This window comes from Ruegeria sp. AP12 (assembly GCF_056540025.1).
Genome location: NZ_JBQFVZ010000003.1, coordinates 253,457 through 278,261, shown reverse-complemented (window position 1 = coordinate 278,261; position 24,805 = coordinate 253,457). Strand labels below are relative to the sequence as shown.

General features: G+C 60.4%; 22 protein-coding genes. 11 read left to right on the top strand and 11 right to left on the bottom strand.

Annotation, left to right across the window (positions count from 1 at the left end; genetic code table 11):
* Nucleotides 1–91: 91 nt before the first annotated feature.
* From ACR0E6_RS12265 to ACR0E6_RS12245, 5 genes are read left to right on the top strand one after another with little or no spacing between them, the layout of a single operon-like run.
* The gene (locus tag ACR0E6_RS12265; RefSeq protein ID WP_480583731.1) at nucleotides 92–589 is read left to right on the top strand and encodes a flagellar basal body-associated FliL family protein; all 498 of its coding nucleotides are present in this window, start codon (nucleotides 92–94) and stop codon (nucleotides 587–589) included.
* Nucleotides 590–598: 9 nt separating this feature from the next.
* Nucleotides 599–1,084 (top strand): hypothetical protein, encoded by a 486-nt coding sequence (locus ACR0E6_RS12260; protein WP_480583728.1) that lies wholly within the window; start codon nucleotides 599–601, stop codon nucleotides 1,082–1,084.
* On the top strand, nucleotides 1,084–1,668 hold the full coding sequence (locus tag ACR0E6_RS12255) for a MotE family protein (protein WP_480583725.1): 585 nt from the start codon (nucleotides 1,084–1,086) through the stop codon (nucleotides 1,666–1,668). Before ACR0E6_RS12260 ends, ACR0E6_RS12255 begins: the two co-directional genes overlap by 1 nt.
* Nucleotides 1,669–1,715: 47 nt before the next feature.
* Nucleotides 1,716–2,585: a flagellar motor stator protein MotA gene (gene motA / locus ACR0E6_RS12250; RefSeq protein WP_170453583.1), complete on the top strand. Its 870-nt coding sequence runs from the start codon at nucleotides 1,716–1,718 to the stop codon at nucleotides 2,583–2,585.
* Nucleotides 2,582–4,714, top strand: coding sequence for a hypothetical protein (locus ACR0E6_RS12245; RefSeq protein WP_480583721.1), 2,133 nt, complete (start codon nucleotides 2,582–2,584; stop codon nucleotides 4,712–4,714). Before motA ends, ACR0E6_RS12245 begins: the two co-directional genes overlap by 4 nt.
* Before the next feature lie 144 nt (nucleotides 4,715–4,858).
* Here ACR0E6_RS12245 and ACR0E6_RS12240 read toward each other — a convergent pair whose 3' ends face one another.
* The 3 genes from ACR0E6_RS12240 to betB form a co-directional block, all read right to left on the bottom strand.
* Nucleotides 4,859–6,214, bottom strand: coding sequence for an MmgE/PrpD family protein (locus tag ACR0E6_RS12240; protein WP_480583718.1), 1,356 nt, complete (start codon nucleotides 6,212–6,214; stop codon nucleotides 4,859–4,861).
* Nucleotides 6,211–8,652: a GcvT family protein gene (locus ACR0E6_RS12235; RefSeq protein ID WP_480583715.1), complete on the bottom strand. Its 2,442-nt coding sequence runs from the start codon at nucleotides 8,650–8,652 to the stop codon at nucleotides 6,211–6,213. Before ACR0E6_RS12235 ends, ACR0E6_RS12240 begins: the two co-directional genes overlap by 4 nt.
* Nucleotides 8,653–8,799: 147 nt before the next feature.
* On the bottom strand, nucleotides 8,800–10,254 hold the full coding sequence (gene betB, locus ACR0E6_RS12230; protein WP_480583712.1) for a betaine-aldehyde dehydrogenase: 1,455 nt from the start codon (nucleotides 10,252–10,254) through the stop codon (nucleotides 8,800–8,802).
* Nucleotides 10,255–10,442: 188 nt separating this feature from the next.
* On the opposite strand from betB, the gene ACR0E6_RS12225 reads away from it, so the two are divergent.
* Nucleotides 10,443–10,772: a hypothetical protein gene (locus ACR0E6_RS12225; RefSeq protein WP_170521218.1), complete on the top strand. Its 330-nt coding sequence runs from the start codon at nucleotides 10,443–10,445 to the stop codon at nucleotides 10,770–10,772.
* A 3-nt stretch (nucleotides 10,773–10,775) separates the two neighbouring features.
* On the opposite strand, the gene ACR0E6_RS12220 is transcribed toward ACR0E6_RS12225, so the two are convergent.
* Both ACR0E6_RS12220 and trhO read right to left on the bottom strand, forming a co-directional pair.
* Entirely contained in the window at nucleotides 10,776–11,288 is a 513-nt protein-coding gene (locus ACR0E6_RS12220; protein ID WP_480583709.1) for a potassium channel family protein, read from the bottom strand.
* 65 nt (nucleotides 11,289–11,353) lie between these two features.
* On the bottom strand, nucleotides 11,354–12,259 hold the full coding sequence (trhO, locus tag ACR0E6_RS12215; RefSeq protein WP_480583706.1) for an oxygen-dependent tRNA uridine(34) hydroxylase TrhO: 906 nt from the start codon (nucleotides 12,257–12,259) through the stop codon (nucleotides 11,354–11,356).
* Between the two features lie 92 nt (nucleotides 12,260–12,351).
* Here trhO and pncA point away from each other — a divergent pair, with 92 nt between their 5' ends.
* Nucleotides 12,352–12,945 carry a bifunctional nicotinamidase/pyrazinamidase gene (gene pncA, locus ACR0E6_RS12210; RefSeq protein ID WP_480583703.1) on the top strand — a complete coding sequence of 198 codons (594 nt, stop codon included), beginning with the start codon at nucleotides 12,352–12,354 and terminating at the stop codon, nucleotides 12,943–12,945.
* Here the strand turns inward: pncA and ACR0E6_RS12205 are convergent.
* Nucleotides 12,942–13,472 (bottom strand): hypothetical protein, encoded by a 531-nt coding sequence (locus tag ACR0E6_RS12205; protein ID WP_480583700.1) that lies wholly within the window; start codon nucleotides 13,470–13,472, stop codon nucleotides 12,942–12,944. The two genes, pncA and ACR0E6_RS12205, sit on opposite strands and share 4 nt — an antisense overlap.
* 165 nt (nucleotides 13,473–13,637) lie before the next feature.
* On the opposite strand from ACR0E6_RS12205, the gene pncB reads away from it, so the two are divergent.
* Nucleotides 13,638–14,930, top strand: coding sequence for a nicotinate phosphoribosyltransferase (gene pncB, locus ACR0E6_RS12200; protein WP_480583697.1), 1,293 nt, complete (start codon nucleotides 13,638–13,640; stop codon nucleotides 14,928–14,930).
* Here pncB and ACR0E6_RS12195 read toward each other — a convergent pair.
* From ACR0E6_RS12195 to ACR0E6_RS12175, 5 genes are all read right to left on the bottom strand, one after another.
* The gene (locus tag ACR0E6_RS12195; protein ID WP_480583694.1) at nucleotides 14,927–16,378 is read right to left on the bottom strand and encodes an aldehyde dehydrogenase family protein; all 1,452 of its coding nucleotides are present in this window, start codon (nucleotides 16,376–16,378) and stop codon (nucleotides 14,927–14,929) included. The two genes, pncB and ACR0E6_RS12195, sit on opposite strands and share 4 nt — an antisense overlap.
* A 35-nt stretch (nucleotides 16,379–16,413) precedes the next feature.
* Nucleotides 16,414–18,012 (bottom strand): ABC transporter ATP-binding protein, encoded by a 1,599-nt coding sequence (locus tag ACR0E6_RS12190; RefSeq protein ID WP_480583693.1) that lies wholly within the window; start codon nucleotides 18,010–18,012, stop codon nucleotides 16,414–16,416.
* Nucleotides 18,009–18,824, bottom strand: coding sequence for an ABC transporter permease (locus ACR0E6_RS12185; RefSeq protein ID WP_170521202.1), 816 nt, complete (start codon nucleotides 18,822–18,824; stop codon nucleotides 18,009–18,011). Before ACR0E6_RS12185 ends, ACR0E6_RS12190 begins: the two co-directional genes overlap by 4 nt.
* Nucleotides 18,821–19,768, bottom strand: coding sequence for an ABC transporter permease (locus ACR0E6_RS12180; protein WP_480583690.1), 948 nt, complete (start codon nucleotides 19,766–19,768; stop codon nucleotides 18,821–18,823). The genes ACR0E6_RS12185 and ACR0E6_RS12180 overlap by 4 nt, the downstream gene beginning before the upstream one ends.
* Nucleotides 19,769–19,837: 69 nt before the next feature.
* On the bottom strand, nucleotides 19,838–21,325 hold the full coding sequence (locus ACR0E6_RS12175) for an ABC transporter substrate-binding protein (protein WP_480583688.1): 1,488 nt from the start codon (nucleotides 21,323–21,325) through the stop codon (nucleotides 19,838–19,840).
* Between the two features lie 171 nt (nucleotides 21,326–21,496).
* On the opposite strand from ACR0E6_RS12175, the gene panB reads away from it, so the two are divergent.
* From panB to glpK, 3 genes are all read left to right on the top strand, one after another.
* Nucleotides 21,497–22,336, top strand: a complete 840-nt coding sequence (panB, locus tag ACR0E6_RS12170; protein WP_480583685.1) for a 3-methyl-2-oxobutanoate hydroxymethyltransferase — start codon at nucleotides 21,497–21,499, stop codon at nucleotides 22,334–22,336.
* The gene (gene panC, locus ACR0E6_RS12165) at nucleotides 22,333–23,175 is read left to right on the top strand and encodes a pantoate--beta-alanine ligase (protein WP_170453566.1); all 843 of its coding nucleotides are present in this window, start codon (nucleotides 22,333–22,335) and stop codon (nucleotides 23,173–23,175) included. The genes panB and panC overlap by 4 nt, the downstream gene beginning before the upstream one ends.
* 68 nt (nucleotides 23,176–23,243) lie before the next feature.
* On the top strand, nucleotides 23,244–24,722 hold the full coding sequence (gene glpK, locus ACR0E6_RS12160; protein ID WP_480583682.1) for a glycerol kinase GlpK: 1,479 nt from the start codon (nucleotides 23,244–23,246) through the stop codon (nucleotides 24,720–24,722).
* Nucleotides 24,723–24,805: the final 83 nt, after the last annotated feature.

The following is a 24,805-nucleotide window of genomic DNA, read 5'->3' as shown; positions in this document are numbered from 1 at the left end:
CCGGCGCATCCCCTGTTTGGACGATTGCCCTTAACAATCGGTTAGTCCCTGAGGGGTTATGACGGATTCACAGCAGATGAATGAGGACGTCATGGCCGACGCAACAGCAGAACAGGCGGAAACCCCTGAGAAAAAGGGGAAAAAGGGTTTGATGGTCGGGTTGATTCTGGCTGTGGCCGGGGCGGCAGGCGGCTATTTTCTAACGACATCAGGTTTGTTGCCGATTGGCGGCGGGGCTGAAAAATCGGCGACAGATGACGAAACGAAAGAGAGCAAGGCCAAACCCCTTGCGGATGTTGGCTTCGTCGATTTGCCGCCGGTGATTATTTCTCTGACCGAAGGCCAGTCGCGCCATCTGAAATTTCACGCACAGCTCGAAGTTAACGCTCCGTACATCGCTGATGTGGAAAAAATACAACCGCGAATCATGGATGTGCTGAACGGCTATCTGCGGGCGGTCGAGGTGTCGGATCTGGAAGACCCGCTGGCATTGACGCGGATCCGGGGACATCTGCTGCGGCGGATCGGGATTGTTACGGGCGAAGGCCGGGTGCGCGACGTGCTGGTCATGGAATTTGTACTGAATTAGGAGGCGGGATTGGAGCTTATTGCGGATATTTTGCTGGTTGCGGGCGCTTTGGGCGCGGGTCTGTATTGCTTTGTCCTGTCGCGCAGGTTGCGACGATTCACCGACCTTGAAAAAGGTGTGGGCGGCGCGGTGGCTGTGCTGTCGTCACAAGCGGATGAGCTGAAAAAGTCCCTCGACAACGCGCGTGCTGCCTCGGATCAGTCGGGCGATGTGCTGAAAGAGCTGACGCAACGCGCAGAAAGCGTGGCAAAGCGGTTGGAATTGATGATGGCGTCCATGCATGACGTGGTTCCAGCCGAAGAAGAAACGGTTGAACAAGCGGGTCCTGCGGCACCAAAGGTCGAGGCATCAGAATCGCCTGAGGCCGCGGATGAGACCCAGCTTGAAGAGCAGCCGAACCAAGATGCCGAAGATATGGCGGAAGAGACCACAGCCAAGGCCCCGGAAGGCCTGATGTTCTTTCGGCACGGTCGCAAGATGAATGAGGCCACCTGATGGGCAACCGACGGGCGACCAAAAGACGAGACCGCCCTCGCGCCGGGGTGCTGACGGTGATCTCTCTGCTAATGATCGGGTCTGCGGCCATCCGCGTCGGGTTAGAGGCGGGGCCTGCCCTTGCCAAATCTGCCGAGCCTGAACAGATCAAAGCCACCCAAACCCCAACCGATACGCGCGACGTGCAGGTTGTTCTGACCGAACTTCTGCGCCGCGAAAAGCGGGTGAAACAGCGTGAAGATGCGGTGTTGGACAAGGAAAAGGCGCTCCAGATCGCAAGCGAGGCCATCGAAACCCGCTTGGCGGCGTTGCAGGAGGCCGAAGAGTCTCTGCGAGCGACCTTGGCGGTTGCGGACAAGGCGGCAGAGACCGACCTGACGCAGCTGACGGATGTCTACCAGAACATGAAACCCAAAGACGCAGCCGCCTTGTTCGAAACCATGGACCCGACATTTGCATCCGGATTTCTGTCCCGCATGCCGCCCGAGGTTGCCGCGAACATCCTGGCCGGTCTCAGTCCGGATGCGGCCTATACGGTCAGCGTCGTCATGGCGGGCCGTAACGCCACCGCACCGCAAGAGTAGGCGGCCATGCAGACCAAACCTGTCCTGAACACATCTGGGGATCGCAAATGATTGGAATTGTTGGAATTGTCGTCATTTTCGTGATGGTGTTCGGCGGCTATTTGGCCGCCGGGGGCAAGATGACCATCATCCTGAAATCGCTCCCGTTCGAGATGATGATGATCGGCGGTGCGGCGGTTGGAGCCTTTCTGATCAGCAACGATATCGGCGGCGTCAAACACACGATCAAAGACATGGGAAAGGTCTTCAAGGGACCGAAATGGAAGCCCGAAGACTATCGCGATCTGTTGTGCCTGTTGTTTTCGCTGATCCGCATCGCACGGGCCAATCCGGTCGAGGTTGAACAGCATATCGAGGACCCCGAAAACTCCAGCCTGTTTTCCGCCTATCCCAAGATTCAGTCCGATAAAGAGGCCGTCGATCTGATTTGCGACACGATGCGTTCAGCCGCAATGAACTATGACGACCCACATCAGGTCGAGGAGGTGTTGGAAAAACGGATGGAGGCGAACTTCCATCACGCCATGCACTCGAGCCACGCGTTGCAAACCGTCGCGGACGGGCTTCCGGCACTTGGGATTGTTGCTGCCGTTCTGGGTGTGATCAAAACCATGGGCTCGATCGACCAGCCGCCCGAGGTATTGGGCAAGCTGATCGGCGGGGCATTGGTGGGGACATTTCTGGGTGTTTTTCTGGCCTACGGGCTGGTCGGCCCTTTCGCGGGTAAACTCAAGACCGTTGTGGAAGAGGACAACCATTTCTACCAACTCATAAAAGAGGTGCTGGTTGCCAACCTGCACAACCATAACGCAGCCATGTGCATCGAAGTCGGCCGCCAAAACACCCCTACGCATAACCGCCCCGGTTTTTCCGAACTTGAAGAGGCGTTGAAAGAGCTCAAGCAGGCGGCGGCATGACCCGACTTTTTAAGCTGATTGCTGCCCTGATCGCGCTTGCGTCACCTGCATTCGCGCAAGAGGTGACGGTTCGGTCGGGTGAACACGCGGGCTTCACACGACTGGTGTTCAACGTGCCGCCCGACACGGGTTGGGTTTTGACCCATCGCAAGAATGGGGCGCGACTGTCGGTCGATCTGGAGGCTGCGAGTTTTCAAACCAACGCGGTCTTTGGACGGTTGACCACAAATCGTCTGGCCGCAGTGTCGCAAAAGAACCCCGGGGACGGGCTGGATCTGGAATTTGGCTGCGACTGTGTTGCCTCGGCTTTCCTGTATCGGAAGTCGATGATTGTTCTGGACATCGCGCCGGGTACAGCGTTGCCTTCTTTGTTGGCCGAGATCCCCCCGCCCCGGCCTGAACCACAGAAGAAACCCGCACGTCGGGATCCCGTGACATCGTTCGAATTGCCTTTACTGTCGATGAACGGTCAAGCGTTCAAAGATCAGTTGTCGACCAGGCTATTGCAAGGCGCGGACCGAGAGGTGCTGGACCTCAACCTGGCCGGGATCGGCCCAAGGCGGTCCTCCGATTTACCGGCTTTGCCCATGATCGACGGCTTGCAGTCGAATGTGCAGCTGTCGACCGTTCTGGACGACCTGAATGCCATTCTTGGTGCTGAATTCCCGCAAATCGATGCAAAACCGGCGTGTTTCACAACGGTCGAGCTTGGGTTTGAAACATGGTCGGATTCGCGACCGTTTCAGGAGCAGGTCGCGCAGCTGCGCGCTGGCTTGTTCAAAGAGTTCGATGATCTGGATGAGGACCGGGCAATGGCTTTGGCCAGGCTGTATGCGTTCCATGGTTTCGGTGCAGAGGCGGTTCAAATGCTGAAAATGCTGGCGGATCAAAACTCTGACGCGGACCGTGTCCAGGCAATCGCCCATATTGTGGACAATCGGCCGCTGTCGGCAGAATCTCCGTTTCAAGGGCTGCAACGCTGCGACAGCGATGCGGCCCTGTGGGCGGCGTTGGCCGAGCAGGAACTGACACCGGAGGCAAGGGTTGAGGCGATCGAGCAGGGCTTTTCGCGGCTGCCTGATCACCTGAGACGCAGTCTCGGGCCTCGTTTGTCTTCGATTTTGGTCAACGCGGAAGAATTGGAACCCGCCCGGCGAATCTTGCGGTCGGTGGACCGGGTTGAGGATGCAACCACCCCGGCACTCTGGCACGCCAGGGCCAAAGTCGCCGAAGCCGAAGGCGATATGACGGCTGAGGAGGAACATCTGTCCCAGGTCATCACCGCACCGGACGCGCCGGATGAGGCCGCATTGGCTCTGGCCCGGCTGGTCGAGAAACGATGGACCGACCGGGGGGCCGTTTCCCCGCAGGAACTGGAACTGGCGGCGGCTTATGCGACGGAACTCCGCCAGTCAGAGATGGGGCCGATGATGACCAGAACGCATGCGGTTGCTTTGGCACTGACCCAGGAATTCGACGCTGCGTTTGACCTGATCGATACGCTGCCGGACGGTTCTGACGCGCCTGCGTTTTTGGACCGGCATCTGCAATTACTGGCTGAGCGTGCAGATGACGTCACCTTTTTGCGGCAGGTTTTGACTTTGTCGGGTGATCAAGCCGACGGTGTATCAACGCCGACGGCGATAGCTCTGTCTGAACGGTTGATGGGGCTTGGCTTTAGGTCCCGGGCTTTTGCATTTGCCAACCGGGACCAAGACCGCGCACGACGATCCGAACGGGCGCGGTTGCGGGCGCGGGCAGTGTTACAGAATAACCGCCCACATCAGGCGATGCTGGAGCTTGCGGATGACTCCTCGGACGAGGCCAGTGCTTTGAGGGCCCGCGCGCTGGAGGCCAGCCAAGAATTCGCAAAGGCCGCTGAAGTGTTGAGCGAATTGGGTGATATTCATGCGGCCAACAGGTATTTCTGGCTCGCGGACCTGCCGGAAAAGACAGACGCGAATGCGGTAGGTAAATACGCAAAGCTGAGCGAAACCACGCATGCCTTGCGAAACCCGCCCGAGAGGTTGGCGGATAAACCCCTTGCGGATGCGGCCAACCTGTTGAGCGACAGCATCGAAGCGCGGCAGCAGATCAGCGCGTTGTTAAACGCCGTTGAGTCCGAGTGATCCATTGGCGATCCACGCATCTTTGATCTGAGGGTCGCAGCCTATCGCTTTTTGGGCCTGATCCGTTCGTGACAAGGAACTGGTTCGAACAGCAAGGGGTCAGTATTCAGTGAATAAATTGTGCCCCGAGCAGGCCAACCTGCCTTATCCTCCGAGCGGTGGCTGATACAGCAACTCGGCCAGATCCGCGTAGCGAGAATGTGGATTGGTCCAGCCCAGTATTGCCGTGCGGATTTGCTCGGCGCGGGTTGCGCCGATGACCGGAGCGGCAAATTGCGTGTACTTCTCGATCACCTCTCGCCGCGAGATTGGCGATTCCGGCCCGCCTCGGGCATGGATGTCTCCGGAGTGCAGAACGCGCCCGTCGGTGGTTTCGATCTCGACATCCGCCCAGCGCCCTTCGGGGAAACGGGCAGAATGCCGATCACGTTCCGAGATCTTTATGCGCGACATGAACCGGGCGACAACCGGGTCAGACAGTCCGGTGCCCGAGATATGTTCGACGCCGATACGGCCATAAATAGCGTGAACAGCGGCGGCAAATGGCAGAGAGTATTGGGCTTGCGACGTTGTTTGCGGGACGCCTGCAAACAGGCAAGCCGCCTGATGGAAGCTGTTGATCTGCACCGATTTGATCTGGTCATGGGTCAAATCGTGGTCGATCATGACAGCCCTAAGCGCGTCGATAGCAGCATGCGCCCACCGACAAATCGGATAGGGTTTCACATATTGATGCTCGACCTGCCAGAACCTGCCCAAATCGTCCCAATGCGGGGCCGCACTGTCCGCCTCAATCGTGATCGCGGGGGCCCCGGTAAATCCACGCTCGGCCAGAACAGCGGCTGAAACACCGACCATTGCCCCCCAGCCCGAGCCGTCATGCAGCATGGTCGGGTTCGCAATCTCGCGCATCATCTGGCTGCGCGGTCCGTGGTATTCGGCAATGCCCAGCGCCTGCCGCAACTGGTCGGTATCATGCCCGCGCAAACGTGCGGCCATGGCGACCACACCCAAGGCATTCCAGGCGCCGGACGTGTGGTAATCACTGACGCTGTCATGCAGCGAAAGCCCCGCGCGGCCTGCGATTTCGTAGCCGGTGATCACCGCAGCCAGGGCCTCGGGCCCGGTTAGGTTGGGGCAATGTTCAGCCAATGCCGCCAGCGCGGGCAGAACCACAACACCGATATGACCTTTGGTCGGGTTATAGCCGTCATGCCCGTCCAGATTGTCGGTCTGCGTTGCCGCCGCATAAGCCGCGCCCGCCATGCTGACCGAACGGCCATCGAACATCATGCGCGCGCTGAAGGACGGATCGGAACTGGCATACAGCAGCGCTGCGGTGTCGCGCGCGATCACGCCCGCCTCCATCGGTCCCGCGGCGATCAGGATGCCCATCGTGTCCAGCATCATCAGCGCCGCAGCCTCCTGCGCGCTGGTCGGCATGTCGGCAGCCGCCCGCGTCAGCGCAAAATCGGCAACACGGGCGAAGCTGTTGGTCACGCCGCGCCCTCCATCACCGGTTTCACGTCACGCAAACGATGGCCTGCCGGATCGAACGGGGGGTCTGACAGGATCTTGGCCTTGTGGGGTTTGCCAAGAATGTAAATCTCGACCGTATCGCCGGGTTTGGCCACCTTAGGGTCGGCATAGCCGATGGCCAGCGATTTTCCGACCGAATAGCCGTATGCGCCCGAGGTCACGCGGCCCACCGGCGTGCCATCCGGGGCAAAGATCGGCTCACCCCCGCTGGCGTCGGCATCTGCGGCGTCAACCTCGAAGTTCGACAGGACCTCACGCGCGGCATTGTCCTTGATGGACAGATACGCGTCTTTGTGCAGGAAGTCCTTGTCCAGTTTGATCAGGCCCGCAAGGCCAACCTCTTGCGGCCAGTATTCCTGAGAATATTCGCGCCCCCAGGAACCATAGCCCTTTTCGATCCGCAGCGACCCCAGCGCGCGGCCGCCAACCGGGCCGCCGCCTTGGTCCTTCGCGGCCTCCAAAAGTGCTGAATAGAGCCTGATTTGGTCGGGTTCGGCACAATGCAGCTCCCACCCCAGATCGCCCGTAAAGCTGACACGGATCGCCAGACAGGTAACGCCTGCGACTTCGATGGTCTGCGAGCGCATGAAGCGGAACGCCTCGTTCGACAGGTCCGCGTTGGTAAGGCGTTGCAGGACATCGCGGGATTTCGGACCAGCCACGTTGAATCCGGCGATCCGGTCAGTTGCGACGTCCAGCGTGGTCCCTTCGGGCAGGTCGACCATGTTGAAGAAACGCTGGTGATAGCGTTCGGCCATGCCCGAGCCGATCATCATGTATTCGTCTTCGGCAACCTTGGTGATGGTGAAATCCCCGGCCACACCACCGCGCACCGAGATCAGGGGGGTCAGACAAGACCGCCCGACCTCGGTCGGGACGCGGTTGGCGACCAGACGGTCCAGCCAGTCATAGGCACCGGGGCCCTTGATCTCATAGTTGGCGAAGTTCGAGATATCGATCACGCCGACCGTGTCCCGCAACATCTGAACCTCACGCCCAACCGGCTCCCACCAGTTCTGGCGGGTGAAGCCGTTGGTTTCGACCGTGCCGGGCTGGTCGGCAAACCACAGCGGATGTTCCCAGCCGCAGTTCAAGCCGAACACGCAGCCCATATCCTTTTGCATCTCATAGGCCGGGCGCACGCGGGCGGGGCGACCGGCGCTGCGTTCCTCGTTCGGGAAGTGGATGGCGAAGCGATGCGAATACTGATCTTCGACCCGCGCCCTGGTGAATTTCTTGTCGGCCCATTCGCCAAAGCGGGCCAGATCCCAGGCAAACATGTCATATTGCGGCTCACCCTCGATCATCCATTGTGCCGCCAGCAGGCCCAGACCGCCGGATTGCGAAAAGCCCGGGATGATACCGGTGCAGCAGAAATAGTTCTGTAGCTCGGGCACCGGGCCCCAGATCGCGTTGGAATCCGGCGACCAGATCATCGGGCCGTTGATGACGCGTTTGACGCCCGCGGTGGCAGCAACCGGAACACGTTCGGTGGCGCGGATCACGTTTTCCATGATCCGGTCCAGATCGTCAGGGAACAGATCATGCGCGAAATCCAGCGGCGTGCCGTTTTCGGCCCAGAACCGCATGTCTTTCTCATAGGCCCCGATCAGCAGGCCGTTGCCTTCTTGCCGGAAGTAGTATTCGCCATCCCGGTCCGCGATCGACGGCAGACGGCGGCCCATATTGGCCACTTCATCGATGGCCTCGGTCACGAAATACTGATGCTCGGTCGGCTGCAACGGCAGTTCGATCCCGGCCAGCGCCGCAACCTCGCGCCCCCAGAGGCCCCCGGCATTGACCACCCATTGCGCGTGGATGTCACCCTTTTCGGTCCGCACGATCCACGAGCCATCCGGCTGTTGTTCAGTCCCTATTACAGGGCAAAACCGCTCAATCGTGGCACCCATAGCCCGCGCGCCTGCGGCGTAGGCCATGGTCACGCCGGACGGATCGACATTGCCGCCATCGGGTTCGTACATGATGCAGCGGATATCATCGAACTGCGCCAGCGGGTGCAGTTCCTTGGCCTGTTCGCGGCTGATCTCATAGAAGTTCAGGCCGTAAAACCGGGCTTTGGCCTCTTGCAGGCGCAACTGATGCTCGCGGTCTTCGGTTTGAGCCAGATAAAGCGAACCCGGCTGGAAAACGCCGCAGCCCTGACCGGTTTCCTTTTCCAGCTCTTTATACAGGTTCATCGTATAGTGCTGGATCCGCGTGACGTTGTTGTTGTCATGCAGCCCGTGGATGTTAGCCGCCGCGTGCCAGGTCGAGCCTGACGTCAGTTCATCCCGTTCCAGCAGAACAACGTCAGTCCAGCCGAGCTTGGCCAGATGGTAAAGGATTGAACAACCAACAAGGCCCCCTCCGATAACGACGGCCTGTGCGTGGGTTTTCATGGGGTCTCTCCTGTAAAGCGGTCGCGATCAGAGCGGCACGGTTACAGGTAAGTCAGCCATAGGTTGGAAAGGGCATGTGTTCTGTTCCCGACGCGAAATGTCGGGAACAGAATTTATTGGCATGAGCCTATCTCATGCGAAGCTCACTTAGTACGGAGCCTCAACGTCGTTCATGGACACGTAGACCGTCTTCATTTCGCTGAAATGGTTGATCGCCAGCTTTGAATTCTCGCGCCCGACACCTGACATTTTTGATCCGCCAAAGGGCGCTTCGACCGGGGCCAGGTTATATGTATTAATGTAGCAGGTCCCCGCCTCGAACCCGGCGACGATGCGATGGGCGCGGGTCAGGTCATTGGTAAAGACCCCGGCGGCCAGACCAAACTCGGTGTCATTGGCACGGGCCAGAACCTCGGCCTCGGTGTCAAAATCCAGCACCGACATAACCGGGCCAAAAATCTCCTCGCGCGCGATGGTCATATCGTCGGTGACATCGGCGAATACGGTGGGCTGCATGTAGAACCCGTCACCCTCGATCCGCTTGCCGCCATAGACCAGCCGTGCACCTTCCGCTTTGCCCTTTTCGACATAGCTCAGCGCAATGTTCATCTGGTTTTCACTGACCATGGGGCCGAAATTGACCTCTTCATCCAGCGGGTCGCCAATTTTGGCAGTGGCCAGACGTTCAGACAGGCGGGTCAGGAACGCCTCTTTGATGCCCTTTTGCACAAATACACGCGTGCCGTTGGAACAGACCTGCCCCGAGGAATAGAAGTTGCCCAGAATCGCGCCCGAGACAGCGTTTTCGATATCGGCGTCGTCGAACACGATCATCGGGGATTTGCCGCCCAGTTCCATGGTCACGTGCTTCATCCCATCTGCCGCAGCGGCATAGACCTTACGGCCCGTCGGCACCGACCCGGTCAGCGAGACCTTGGCAACGCGCGGATCGGTCACCAGCGCCGCACCCACATCGCCATAGCCCTGCACCACGTTGTAGACCCCCTTGGGCGCGCCCGCTTCGATCAGAATCTCGGCCACTTGCAGCGCCGACAGGGGCGTGGTTTCCGAGGGTTTGAAGATCATCGAATTGCCGCAGGCCAGCGCCGGGGCCCCTTTCCAGCAGGCGATCTGGGTCGGATAGTTCCACGCACCGATGCCAACGCAAACGCCCAGCGCCTCGCGGATAGTATAAACGAAATCGCCCCCACCCAGCGGGATATGCTCGCCGGTCAGCGAGGCCGTCAGACCCCCGAAATACTCCAAAGCGTCGGCTCCGCTGGTTGCATCGGCCACCAGCGTTTCCTGCAGGGGCTTGCCGGTGTCATGCGTTTCCAGGATCGACAATTCGCGGTTCCGCTCGCGCATGATGTCCGCAGCGCGGCGCAGAATGCGGCCCCGCTCGGTTCCGGACATCGCGGCCCAAGACGCCTGAGCGGCTTTTGCGCTGGTCAGAGCCTGTTCAACGATCTCGGGCGTGGCCGAGTGCAGGCGTGCGATGACCTCTCCGGTCGCCGGGTAGATGACGTCAATCGGCGCGCCGTTCGTGTCTTCGACATAGGCACCGTTGATGAAATGACTGGCCTTGGGTTGAAACTTCATACCGGGTTCCTCTTGGTCTGTTGCGCCAATGCACGGCGCGAGGGGCAGTTTATCCCGGCCTATCGGTTGTTGATTGACCAGTCAATAAAAACCGCACAACGGCAAGATGACGCCTGCGCGCCAAGGGCTACCCTTGAAATTTTTGGTTAATGTTCTATTTATGTTCTACATAGTCAGAGGACAAACCGATGGCCCAACAAATGCGCAATTCTGCCCTTGGCGGCCCGAACAACGATTATCACCTGCTTCCGGTCACGGACCGGCAAATGCGCTATGCCCGCGCAATTGCGGAACAGTCGGCATTGGAAATCCCGGTCGAGGCTCAGCGCGACCGCAGGATGCTGTCAGACTGGATTTCGGCGCACAAACCCGTTGCGACCTCGCAATTCGACAATTACCCGACCGGTAAGCAGGTTGCCTTTGCCGAGCGGATTTCACGCAGCAAGCGCCGCCCGATCCCGTCCGAGTGCTTTCGCGACAAGCGGATGATGTCGCGCTGGATCGACCAGAACAAATAGGCTCTAACCCTGGTCATTCTGGCCGTGGTTGCGCGAATAAAGCGCAACCGCAGCGGCGACGAACATGCCCAGAAGGATGTAACCTATCACGGCCTCGGACACCGCAAGGCCCCGGCACAGCCCGGTTGGGGACATGTCGCCATAACCGACCGTGGTGAAGGTCACGTAGGAAAAATACAGAATGTCTGCGGGCCCCTGCGCGCCGATCACGCAATTGTCGTTATAGCCAAACGCGCCATAGACGGCGGCGAACAGGAAGGGCACGACCTGAATGAAGGACACGCCCATCAGGAACAACAGCCGTCGGGGCGATTTCACCTGAGTCAGGTAGTACCAGGATTGCGACGCGATCCACAGCAGCAGCCCGACCGAGGCAACGGTCCCGATGGTGTCCCCGGCGGTGGCTTCGTTCAGACGTGACAGGCCGAACCAGGCCAGAAAACTGGCCAACACCAGACCCAGCGCAGCCAGCAGGGTCGATTTCCATTCTGCAAGGGTTGTGGGTTCGCGGTGCATGGATACTCCGTCAAGCTGGTCTGCCCGTGATCATCCGGTCTAAGCCGCGCACCCGCAAGGTGAATTTAGTCCGATCCCAGATGCTCGGCCCCGCGTTTGCGCGCCAGCAGGATCTGTTTTTGCCGTTCGCGAAAACGGGCCTTGTCGGCCTCAGACGTCTCATCAACACAGCGGTGACAGGTCACGCCATGTTCGTATTCCGGGCGCTTCATATCCTCGGGCAGGATCGGGCGGCGGCAGCCATGGCACAGGCGATGAGGGCCCTCGACCAGCCCATGACCGACTGAGACCCGGTTGTCGAACACAAAGCATTCACCCTGCCAGGTGCTGTCCTGCTTTGGCATCTCTTCCAAATAGCGCAGGATGCCGCCTTTCAGGTGATAGACATCCTCGACCCCCTGCCCCAGCAGGTAGTTGGTCGATTTCTCGCAGCGGATACCGCCGGTGCAGAACATGGCAACGCGCTTGTTGTGGAAGCGGTCCTTGTTTTCTTCCCACCAGGCGGGAAATTCGCGGAAACTGGCGGTTTCAGGGTCTATTGCGCCCTCAAACGTGCCAATCGCCACCTCGTAATCGTTACGCGTGTCGATCACCACCACATCGTCGGACCGGATCAGGTCGTTCCAGTCCTCCGGCTCGACATAGTTGCCGACGCGCGCGCGCGGGTCGACATCGGGCTGGCCCATGGTCACGATCTCTTTCTTCAGGCGCACTTTCATCTTGCCGAATGGCGGATGGTCTGCAGTCGCCTCTTTCCACTCAAGGTCCGCGCAGCCGGGCAGCGCCTTGATATGCGCCAGCACCGCATCGATCCCAGCGCGCGGGCCTGCGATGGTGCCATTGATCCCCTCTTGCGCCAGCAGCAAGGTGCCTTTGACCGACTGGGCGCGGCAAAGCTCCAACAGCGGGTCGCGCAGGGCGGCATGATCCGAAAAGCGGGTGAAGTGATAGAGGGCAGCGATCGTATACATGCGCGCGGTCTAAACCCGCGCGCGCAGAGTCGCAAGTGACCGGATTGACGCCCCCCGCAGCACGCCGTACCGATAGATCAAAGGAGACCGCGATGACCCACGCCCTGATCGTAATCGACGTCCAGAACGATTTCTGCCCCGGTGGCGCGCTGGCCGTGACAGGCGGGGATGAGGTCGTGACCCCGATCAACGCAATGATGGATGATTTCGACGCCGTGATCCTGACGCAGGACTGGCACCCGGCGGGTCATTCCAGCTTTGCCAGCTCACACACCGGCAAATCGCCGTTCGAGGTGATCGAAATGCCCTATGGCCCGCAGGTCCTGTGGCCCGATCACTGTGTTCAGGGCAGTCAGGGCGCCGCGTTTCACCCCGACCTGCGGACCGATGCAGACCTGATCATCCGCAAAGGGTTTCGCAGTGCCATCGACAGCTATTCGGCGTTTTTTGAGAACGATCAGACGACGCCGACGGGCTTGAAAGGGTATCTTGAGACAAGGGGCCTGTCGCGCGTGACTCTGGTTGGGTTGGCCACGGATTTCTGCGTGCATTACTCGGCAGTGGATGCGGCGCGACTGGGTCTGGATGTCACCGTTCGGCTGGATGCCTGCCGGGGCATCGATATGGACGGATCGATGGCGGCAGCCGAACAGGCCATGCGTCAGGCCGGGGTCAAACTGGTTTAACTCCCGGCACCCGCCGCTTCGAGGAATTTGAACAGCACAAACAGGATCACGGCCAAACCAAGGGCGAAGCCGATCCGCCCCGGAATCGTGCGCCGTTTGGACCGGCTGACCGGGGTTGGCATCGGGGGCTGAACAACAGGCTCGGATCGCACAACGCCCTGCACCGGGCGCGCCCGCTGGACGTGATCCAGAAACCGCATGAAATCGAACTCGCCACTGTATTCGCCCTGAACGCCCTGACTTTTGATACTGGCGAACAGCGCCGACAGGATGCGTTCGCGCGCGGGCTGGTCCGCAGGTGGGTAGACGTCAGGCGCAATTCCACTGTCATGCGCCGCCAACCCGAAGCCCGCATCCTGAAACATCTTGCGGATCTTGGGCGACGCCCCGCGCAGCGCGTCAGACGTCTTAACGTCCCGAAACAGCGCAATCACCTGACCCCCGTCCGGACCAGAGGTCGGCGGCGCGTCAGGCGTTTGTTCGTCCAGTGCTTTCCTTACAATATCAAAGTCGTACCGAAGACTCATACACTATTAACAGCCTTATCCTTCCATCCCACACCCTCACTAATCGGTGATAAGACCAAACAATATGCCCGCTTTGTGACGTCAAGCGGGCATTGTCACCAGATCAGCGACTCTTGCCATTCCCCGTGCTGATTGATCTAACAACGGAAATCGCAGGAGTTCCCCATGGTCGATATCGCGACCCGTGTCTACAACCACAAATGGAAAATCGACCCGATTGTTCGGTCTTTGATCGACACAGATTTCTACAAACTGCTGATGTGCCAGTCAGTGTTTCGAAATAAGCCTCAAACAAATGTCGAATTTTCACTGATCAACCGGTCGAATCACGTGCCTTTGGCCCGTCTGATCGATGAAGGAGAGTTGCGGGAACAGTTGGATCACATCCGCTCGCTCAGCCTCAGCCGTGGGGAAAGCACCTGGCTGCGGGGCAATATGTTCTACGGCAAACGGCAGATGTTCCGGTCGGATTTTATGGAGTGGTTCGAGAACACGCGCCTGCCGCCCTATCATCTTGAGCGGAAGGGTGATCAGTATGAGCTGACGTTTGAGGGCAAATGGCACGAGGTCATGTTGTGGGAAATCCCCGCTTTGGCCGTGTTGATGGAACTGCGCTCGCGCGCCGTGCTGAACCAGATGCGCCGGTTTGAATTGCAGGTGCTCTACGCTCAGGCCATGACGCGGTTGTGGGAGAAGATCGCGCAGCTTGGCCCCATCGAAGGGCTGGGGATCGCGGATTTCGGGACAAGGCGGCGGCATTCCTTCCTATGGCAGGATTGGTGCGTTCAGGCGATGATCGAGGGCTTGGGGTCGTCCTTCACCGGCACTTCGAATTGCCTGATCGCCATGCGGCGCGAGGTTGAGGCCATTGGCACGAACGCCCACGAACTGCCCATGGTTTATTCCGCGCTGGCCGACACGGATGAGGAATTGGCGCAGGCCCCCTATGATGTCCTCAGCGACTGGCATGATGAGCATGACGGCAATCTGAGGATTATCCTGCCCGACACCTACGGCACCAAAGGGTTTCTGGATCGCGCACCCGATTGGCTGGCCGGCTGGACCGGGATCCGGGTCGACAGCGGCGATCCCGCTGCCGGGGCCGAAGTGGCCATCGACTGGTGGAAATCCCGCGGTGAGGATCCGACGCAAAAGCGGATCATCTTCTCGGACGGGTTGGACGTGGACAAGATCAAGGAATTGCATGCCCAGTTTGCCGACCGCGCCAATATCTCTTTCGGTTGGGGCACTCTGCTGACAAATGACTTTCGCGGTCTGGTACCGGGCGACGCGCTGGCGCCGTTTTCACTGGTGTGCAAGGCGATCTCGGCCAACGGGCGACCGACGGTCAAATTGTCGGACAACCCGGAAAAGGCGATGGGACCGGCGGATCAGATCGACCGTTACAAACGGGTGTTTGGGGTTGGCGCGCAGAAGGCAATCGAGGTGATCGTCTAGCCGTGATAGGCCGCAACGGTCTTGAGTTGCGAAAAGCCATAGAGCGCCTCGAACCCTTTTTCGCGACCGTGACCGGATTTACCGACCCCACCAAATGGCAATTCGACGCCGCCCCCGGCCCCATAGTTGTTGATAAACACCTGACCCGAGCGCAGACGTTTCGCCAACCGCATCTGCCGCGCGCCATCGCGGGTCCAGATGCTGGCGACAAGGCCATAGTCGTTGCTGTTGGCTATGGTTAGAGCCTCATCTTCCGTGTCGAACGGGATCAGAACCTGAACCGGGCCGAATATCTCATCCTGCGCCAGAACGTGGTCGGCGGGCACGTCAGCGAACAGGGTTGGTCGGACGTAGGCCCCAGCCTCGGGCGCGTTGGCGGTGATCTGCCCCTGCGCGGCGATGGTCAGATCCCCGCCTTTCGCCAGAAACCCCGAGACGATGGTCTTTTGCCGGTCCGAGATCAGCGGGCCGACCCGAAGGTCATCCATAGCGCGACCGACATTCAATTGATCATAGGCCTCGGCCATACGCGCCCTGACCTGATCATAGACGCCACGCTGCACCAGAATGCGGGACGACGCCGAACAGGTCTGCCCTGCATTCTGAATTCCTGCATTGACCAGAAACGGCAGGGCCGCGTCCAGATCGGCATCATCAAAGACCAGTTGCGGTGATTTCCCGCCCAGTTCCAGCGTCACGGGGATCACATTTCGCCCCGCCGCCTGCTGCACCAAAGCGCCCGTCGCAACCGAGCCCGTAAACGAGATATGATCAACGCCCGGATGCCCGGACAGCGCGGCCCCTGCCTCGGCCCCCAATCCGGGCACGACATTCAACGCCCCGGCAGGCAGCCCGGCCTCGGTCGCCAGATGGGCAAAGGCCAGCGCGGTCAGGCAGGCCTCTTCCGCCGGTTTCAGAACACAGGCATTGCCCATGGCCAGCGCCGCCCCGACCGAGCGGCCAATGATTTGCATCGGATAGTTCCAGGGCACGATATGACCCGTCACGCCATGCGGTTCGCGCAGAGTGTAAACCGTGTAGCCGTCCAGATACGGGATCGTCTCGCCCATCACCTTATCCGCTGCACCGCCATAAAACTCGCAATAGCGCGCCAGGGCGACAGCATCCGCCCGCGCCTGAGTCAGCGGTTTACCAACATCCATCGCCTCCAACACGGCCAGATCGTCAACACTCTCTAGAACCAATCGCCCCAGGCGGCTCAGGATGCGCCCCCGCTCGAACGCGGGCATTTGGCCCCAGTCGCCGTCCAATGCAGATCGGGCCGCCGTGACTGCCGCATCCATATCTGCGGCACCGCCCCGCGTGATGCGGCAGATTTCCGATCCATCGGACGGGTTGACCAAGGGCAGCGATTGTCCCCCGTCCGGCGACTGCCATATGCCTCCGATCAGACAGAGGCTGGGATCAAACCAAATCGGGTCGGTCATCGGAAGCTCCTATTTCGGCTCTAATGCTGGAAAACTCATGCGGCACCCTTCCCGATCTCAGGCAATTGCGGCGCGGCCAAGATCAGTTTTTGCGTGTAGGGATGGCGCGGGTTGGTGAAGACCTGCTCGGTCTCACCCTGTTCAACGATCTTCCCGGCCTGCATGACCATCACCCTGTCCGTAATTGTGCGCACGACGCTCAGGTCGTGACTGATGAACAGGTAGGTCAGATCATAGGCCGAGCAAAGTTCGGCCAACAGATCCAGAATCTGCGCCCGGACCGAAACGTCGAGGGCCGAGACAGCTTCGTCAAACAGGATCAGTTCTGGGCGGATGATCAGTGCACGGGCGATGGCAATCCGCTGCCGCTGCCCGCCCGAGAATTCGTGGATGTACTTGTCCGCATCCTCAGGACGCAGCCCCACGGCGGTGAGCATTTCGGCAATCCGATCCTGCCGCTCTGCCCCTTTGGGAGGGGTTTCGAGCAGGTGAAAAGGTTCCGTAATCAGCCGCGCAACGCGGTGGCGCGGGTTGAAACTGCCATAGGGGTCCTGAAACACCACTTGCATCTTGCGGCGCACCGCCGGGTTGGGTTTGTGGCCCGAAAAAACCGGCTGACCGTCCAGCCGGATGTCACCCGATTGAACCTCTTCCAACCCCAGAATAGCCCGTGTTAGGGTCGATTTCCCGCATCCGGACTCTCCGACCAGCCCCAACCGCTCGCCCCGGTTGAGGGTGAAGCTGACGCCATCCACGGCACGGGTATGGCCCGGCGCGTCGAACAGGCCTTTGCGGGGCAGGCGATAGTCACGGATCACCTGGGTGACCTCCAGCAACGGGTGCGGCTGCTGGGCGTCGGGCAGTGTCACCTGATGGTTCGACGCCTCGAACAGCATCCGCGTATAGGGGTGCTGCATATTGCGCAGCAGGTGATCTGTCGCACCGCTTTCGACCACTACGCCATGGCGCATGACCACAATCTGATCCGCCATATCGGCGACAACGGCCAGATCATGGGTAATCATCAGCAGACCCATGCCGTATTCGGTCACCAACCCCTTGAGCAGGTCCAGAATCTGGGCCTGAGTGGTCACATCCAGCGCCGTTGTCGGCTCATCCGCAATCAGCAGTTTGGGACGCAGGGCTATGGCCATGGCGATGACCACGCGCTGACGTTGCCCGCCCGACAGCTCGTGCGGATATCGGGACAAGGGGAAGCGATCCGGTGGCAGGCCGACGCGCGTCAGAACTTCCTCCGCCCGCTCCCGCGCCTGCGCGGGGGGCATCGCTTTGTGGATCAGAATGGTCTCCATCACCTGATCGCCGATGGTCTTGACCGGGTTCAGCGCAGTCATCGGTTCCTGAAACACCATCCCGATCGAGGCACCGCGCAAGGCACACATCTCAGCCTCGGGTCGGTTCAGGATTTCCTGCCCATCCAGCAAAATCGAGCCGCCGCTGTCGGCCCCGTTTGGCAACAACTGCATCACGGCCAGCGCCGTCATCGACTTGCCCGAGCCGCTTTCCCCGGTCACTGCCACGATCTGACCGGGCGCAATCATCAGGCTGACCTGTTTCAGAATCTCGACCCCGTGGATACCCAGGGACAGGTTTTCGATCCGTAGCAAACTCATGCCCGCGCCACCCGGATTCTGGGGTCTAGCCAGTCGCGCAGCCCATCGCCCAGCAGGTTCAGCCCCAGCACGGTGACGATGATCGCCAGACCCGGAATCAGAGCCAAATGCGGGGCGAAACTGACCATTGTCTGCGCGTCGGCCAGCATCCGACCCCAGCTTGGCGTGGGCGGTTGCGCGCCAAGACCAACGTAGCTCAAGCCCGCCTCTGCCAGAATGCCAAGGCTGAACTGAATCGTGCCTTGGACGATCAGCAGATTGGCGACGTTGGGCAGGATATGCTCCACCGATATCCGCGCCGCGCCCTTGCCCGAGACACGGGCGGCGAGAATGAACTCGCGCTCCCACAGCGACAGCGCGGCCCCTCGGGTGATGCGCGCGAAAACGGGGATGTTGAAGATGCCGATGGCGATGATCGCGTTGATGGCTCCGGCCCCGAAAACGGCCGTGATCAGGATTGCTATGACGAGCGAGGGGAAGGCAAAGACCAGATCATTGCCGCGCATAATGACCTCATCCAGCCACGACCCTTTGCGTGCCGCCGCTGTCAGACCCAGCGGCACGCCCAAGCCGATGCCAATCCCAACTGCGACCAGTGCCACCGCAATCGACGTCCGCGCGCCGACCATGATCATCGAGAACATGTCGCGCCCGAAATGATCGGTGCCGAACCAGTGCTGCGCGCTGGGCGGCTGCAATTTCTGCGGAATGTTCAGAGCCGCAAAATCATACGGCGTCCAGACAAAAGACACCAACGCCGCCAGCAGGACCAACGAGGACAGCACCGCGCCAAGGATCAGGTTGCGGCTCATGTCCGGCTCCTTAGCCTTGGGTCAACGGCGGCATAGGCCAGATCGACCAGAAAGTTCACCGTGATGACAGCGAAGACCAGCAGCATGACTACCGATTCCACCACGATCAGGTCACGGGCCGAGATTGCCTGAAACACCAGCCGCCCGAGGCCGGGCAGGTAGAAGACCTGTTCGATGATGATCGACCCGGCCAGCAGGAACGAGAATTGCAGCCCTATAATGGTCAGCACCGGGATCAGCGCATTTCGAACCCCGTGGCGCCACAAGGCTTGGCGACCGGACAGACCTTTGGCGCGGGCGGTGCGCATGAAATCCTCGCCCAGAATGTCCAGCAAGGACGACCGCATCACACGCGCCAGAATGGCCGCCTGCGGCAGGGCCAGGGCAATCGCGGGCAGGGTCAGGGAATGCATACCGGTCCAGAACCCTTTGTCCCAGCCCGCAAACCCGCCCGCATTGAACCAGCGCAGGTTGATGGCGAAGATCAGCACCAGCATCATCGCGAACCAGAAGTTCGGCACGGCGATGCCCAGTTGCGTCGCCCCCATCACCGTCAGATCGCCGGGTTTGCCCCGGCGCGCGGCGGCGTAGATGCCTGCCGGAAAGGCGATCAGGGTCGACAGGGTCAGCGCATACAAAGCCAGCGGCAAGGATACCCAAAGCCGATCCGCAATCATCTGCGAGACCGGCGTGCGATAGGTGTAGGAGGTGCCGAAATCCCCCACCAGCATTCCACCGACCCAGCTGAAATACCGCTGTACTTTGGACCCGTCCAACCCCAATTCGGCCCGCAGCGCAGCCAACGTATCCTCTTGCGCGTTCACACCCAGCATGAACGAGGCCGGATCGCCCGGAGCGATCTCGATCACCGCAAAGATCACCACTGAGGCGACAGCAAGGCTGATCAACAAAGAGATCAGTCGTTTTAGAGCGTATCGAAGCATTTCCGGCCTGTATTAAGGTCATAAGTCTGGCAGGCCGATACGATGAGCCTGCCAGTCAGAAACACCGGTTTACTCGGACCAACTGATCGCCGTCAGATCAATCGCCGCAGTGGGCGCGTTCTGCCACAGCCCCTGCACGCCAGCCTTGGCCACGCCCAGCTTGGCCAGTTGGAACAGGTATCCGTTGACATAGTCGCTGGCGATCAGGCGTTGTGCTTCGCCCATCAACCGGGTGCGTTCGTCCGGGTCCGTTGTGGTGTTCAGCAGATCCATCAGCGCCAGAAAATCGGTGCTGTCATACTGGAAATAATAGTCAGGCCGCGCATAGATACCGATATCCATCGGCTCGGTATGGCTGACGATGGTCAGGCCGAAATCCTTGCCTTTGAACACCGATTCCAGCCATTGCGCCCATTCGACATTGATGATCTCGGCAGTGATCCCAACCTCGGCCAGTTGTGCTGCGATGATTTCGCCACCCCGGCGCGCGTATGAAGGCGGCGGCAGGTGCAAAGTGGTCTCGAACCCCTCCGCATATCCGGCCTCGGCCAGCAAGGATTTGGCCTTTTCCGGGTCATAGGCCGACTGGCCCGTCAGGTCGACGTAGGCCGGGTGATGTGGCGCGAAATGAGTGCCGATGGGCGTGCCATAGCCAAACATCGCCCCGTCGATGATCGCCTGACGGTCAATTGCATGGGCCAGCGCCTGCCGGACGAGGATATCGTCAAACGGGGCCTGCTTGTTGTTGGTGGACAGAATCGTTTCCCCCTCGGTCGAGCCGACAAGGACCTGAAAGCGCGGATCAGCTTCGAACTGAGGCAGATTCTCGGGCGCGGGGAAATTGTCGAACACATCCACATCCTCGGCCATCATGGCGGCGAAGGCGGCAGTGGGGTCAGAGATGAACTTGAATGTAGCAGTCTCTAACGCGGGCTGATCGCCCCAATAATCGGGATTGCGGTTCAGTGTGATACTGTCGCCCTGCACCCATTCGCCAAAGGTAAAGGCTCCGGTGCCGACGGGGTTGGTTTTGATGTCCTCGATGCTTTCGGATGCGACGATCACCGCGTCGCCCCAGGCCATGTTGAACAGGAAATTGCCGTTTGGCTCGGACAGGGTGACCTTGACGGTCAGCGGGTCCACGGCTTCGACGCTTTCAATCCCGGCAAATAAGGCTTTCTGCGCGTTGGCGCTGTCTTCGGCATTGGCGCGGTCCAGACTGAACTTGACGTCCTCGGCATCCATCGTGCTGCCATCGTGGAAGGTCACACCCTCACGCAGCTTGAACGTATAGACGGTGCCGTCATCCGAGATTTCCCAGCTTTCCGCCAGCCCCGGCACGACCGAGCCGTCGCCCATGAACCGGGTCAGCCCTTCGAAGATATTGGTGTAAACCACCGAATCGATTGCCTGCGCGGCAGCACTGGTTGGATCCAGATGCGGCGGTTCCAACTGCATCGCAATCGTAATGTCGGACTTGGCCATCGCGCCCGTTGCCAGCAATCCGGCGCTCAGCGCAAGCACCGAGCCAAAGGTTCGAAACACCTGCTTTGTCATGAAAATCTCTCCCCGTTGAAGTCAACGTAACCGCGTTTGTGCGGGTTATTCCTGGGCCAGTGTTCCTTTAAACCTTGGGTCATTCAAGGAAATGTTCGCGCAACCGGGGTTTCTATGGCCCTGCCTGATCTGTTATGCCGCGCTGCAACATGAACCCCGCGAGGAGCGAGCATGAGCGCCACCGCCCGCAAGAAAGCCCCGAACGCCCAGGATATTCGCGCCCGAAAAGGCGGCGAGCCCCTGGTCAGCCTGACCGCCTATACCACGCCAATGGCCCGGCTGATGGACGCTCATTGCGACTTTGTTCTGGTCGGTGACAGCGTCGGCATGGTGCTGCACGGGTTGGAATCGACCCTTGGCGTGACGATGGAGATGATGATCCTGCACGGTCAGGCCGTCGCGCGCGGCTTGAACAGCGCGATGATGGTCATCGACATGCCCTTTGGCAGCTACGAGGAAAGCCCGGCGCAGGCGTTCCGCAACGCCGCCCGCCTGATGGCGGAAACCGGCGCGGGTGCGGTCAAGCTGGAAGGCGGGATCGAAATGGCCGAGACCATCCGCTTTCTGGTCAAACGCGGCATCCCTGTGATGGCGCATATCGGTTTGACGCCGCAGTCGATCAACACGCTGGGCGGCTACAAGGTGCAGGGCCGGGATGAGCAGGCACAGGCGGTTTTGGCCGATGCCCATGCGGTGACCAACGCGGGCGCATTTTCCGTCGTGTTAGAGAAGGTGCCGCAAGGTCTGGCCGATCAGATCACGGCCGAGGTCGCGATCCCGACCATCGGCATCGGTGCATCCGCCGGGTGTGACGGGCAGATTCTGGTGGTGGATGACATGGTGGGCTTTTTCACAGCGTTCAAACCGAAATTCGTCAAACGCTATGCCGAGCTTGGTCCACTGGCCGAGGCTGCAATCTCCGAATACGCCGCCGAGGTCCGCGCGCGCAGCTTTCCGGCAGCCGAGCATGTCTTTGCCGATCAGGCCTCCGCCAAAGGCCCCAAATCATGACCGCACCGATCCTGCGCCGTCTGGCCGACCTGCGTGCGCTGACCACCGAATGGCACCGCAAGGGCGAAACCATCGGCGTTGTGCCCACCATGGGTGCGCTGCATCAGGGCCACCTGTCACTGGCCGAGGCCGCGCGGGCGGGCACCGACCGGGTGATCGTCACCATCTTTGTGAACCCCAAACAGTTCAACAACCCCGAGGATCTGGCCAATTACCCGCGCACCGAACTTGAGGACGCGGAAAAGCTGGCCCCCTACGGCGTCGATGCAATCTATGTGCCCGAACCCGACGAGATCTATCCGCAAGGCTTTGCCACCAATGTCTCGGTCACCGGCCTGACCGACGTGCTTGAGGGTGAATTCCGCCCCGGCCATTTTGACGGGGTGGCCACCGTGGTCGCCAAGCTGTTCCTGCAAACGCAGGCAGACCGGGCGTATTTCGGGGAAAAAGACTATCAGCAATTGCTGGTCGTACGCCGCATGGCGCGCGATCTGGACATCCCCGTCGAAGTGATCGGCTGCCCTACGGTGCGCGAGCCTTCGGGGCTGGCGATGTCCTCGCGTAACCTGCGCCTGTCGCCCGAGGCGCTTGGGGTGGCCGCACATCTGAACAGGGTGATGCAGGACATCGCTGACGCATTGAAAACCGGCGCAGAGTTTGATCCGCTGGTGAAACAGGCGCAGGCCGATCTGCTGGCCGCGGGGTTTTCGCAGGTCGAGTACCTCAAGCTGCATTGCGCCGAAACGCTTGAGCCTTTGCCCCATCCGGATCGCCCCGCCCGGTTGCTGGCTGCCGCCTGGCTGAACGGAATCCGCCTGATCGACAATATTCCCGTCTGAACGCTCTGGCCCGAGCGTCATTGTTTGCGCTAAAGTCCCGCAAAACAGTTTGGGAGAGGCGTGCAGGCATGACCTATATTCTGGCAATCGATCAGGGCACCACGTCCTCACGCGCGATATTGTTCGATGCGCAGATGAACCGTGTCGGAACGGCGCAGCGCGAATTTCCACAGCATTTCCCGCAAGAAGGCTGGGTCGAGCATGATGTCGAGGATATTTGGGACAGCGTCCTGACCGTCTGCCGCGAGGTGATGGAGGCCAGCAACGTCACCGCCGACCAGATCGCCGGGATCGGCATCACCAACCAGCGCGAAACCACCGTCGTCTGGGACAAGACCACCGGTAAGGCGATCCACAACGCCATCGTCTGGCAAGACCGTCGCACCGCCGAGATCTGCGCCCGCTACAAACAGGCCGGCTGCGAAGATGACGTGACCGCCCAGACCGGCCTGCTGCTGGATCCCTATTTCTCGGGCACCAAGGTCAAATGGCTGCTGGACACCGTCGATGGCGCGCGCGCGCGGGCCGAGGCCGGAGAGCTGCTGTTCGGCACCATCGACAGCTTTCTGATCTGGCGACTGACCGAAGGGCGCAGCCACGTGACCGACGCCACAAACGCCGCCCGCACCCTTTTGTTCGACATTCACAAAGGGGCGTGGAGTGCAGAGATTTGTGAGCTTCTGGATGTGCCGTTGGCGATGCTGCCGCAAGTGCTGGATTGCGCGGCGGATTTCGGTACAACCTCTTTGCTGGGCGGCAATATCCCGATCCTGGGCGTTGCGGGGGATCAGCAGGCCGCCACCATCGGGCAGGCCTGTTTCCAGCCCGGCATGATGAAATCGACCTATGGAACGGGATGTTTCGCGCTGCTGAATACCGGCACGCAACCTGTCGCCTCGAAGAACCGCCTGCTGACCACCATCGGCTATCAGCTGGACGGGCAGAGGACCTATGCGCTGGAAGGGTCAATCTTCATCGCGGGGGCTGCGGTGCAGTGGTTGCGGGACGCGCTGAAAATCATAGATGTCGCCCCACAAAGCGGCGATCTGGCAGCGCAGGCCGATCCGACCCAGCATGTGGTGCTGGTACCCGCCTTCACCGGGCTGGGCGCGCCCTATTGGAAACCCGACTGCCGGGGCGCGATGTTCGGACTGACCCGCAACTCGGGCCGGGCCGAGATTGCCCGCGCCACACTGGACAGCATCGCCTTCCAAACTCGCGATCTGTGGCACGCCATGCAAGGTGACTGGGGCGCCGAGGCCGATGTGATCCTGCGCGTCGATGGCGGGATGAGCGCATCGGACTGGACCATGCAAGGGCTGTCAAACTGCCTGGGCGCGCCGGTTGACCGTCCGGTGATGCAGGAAACAACCGCTCTGGGCGCGGCCTGGCTGGCCGGGATGAGAGCAGGTGTTTATCCCGATCAGGCCGGGTTTGCCGAGACATGGCAACTGGACAAACGCTTTGAACCGGAGATGGCGCAGGATGCCCGCGACGCCGCCTATGCCCGCTGGCAACGCGCGGTGCAGGCGGCGATGGCGTTTTAATGGGATGAGCAAGGGTGGCGGTTGGTTTCTGCGGCTCTATCCTTGTGCTTCGGGCGTTACCGGTGAAGCAAAATCTGAATGAC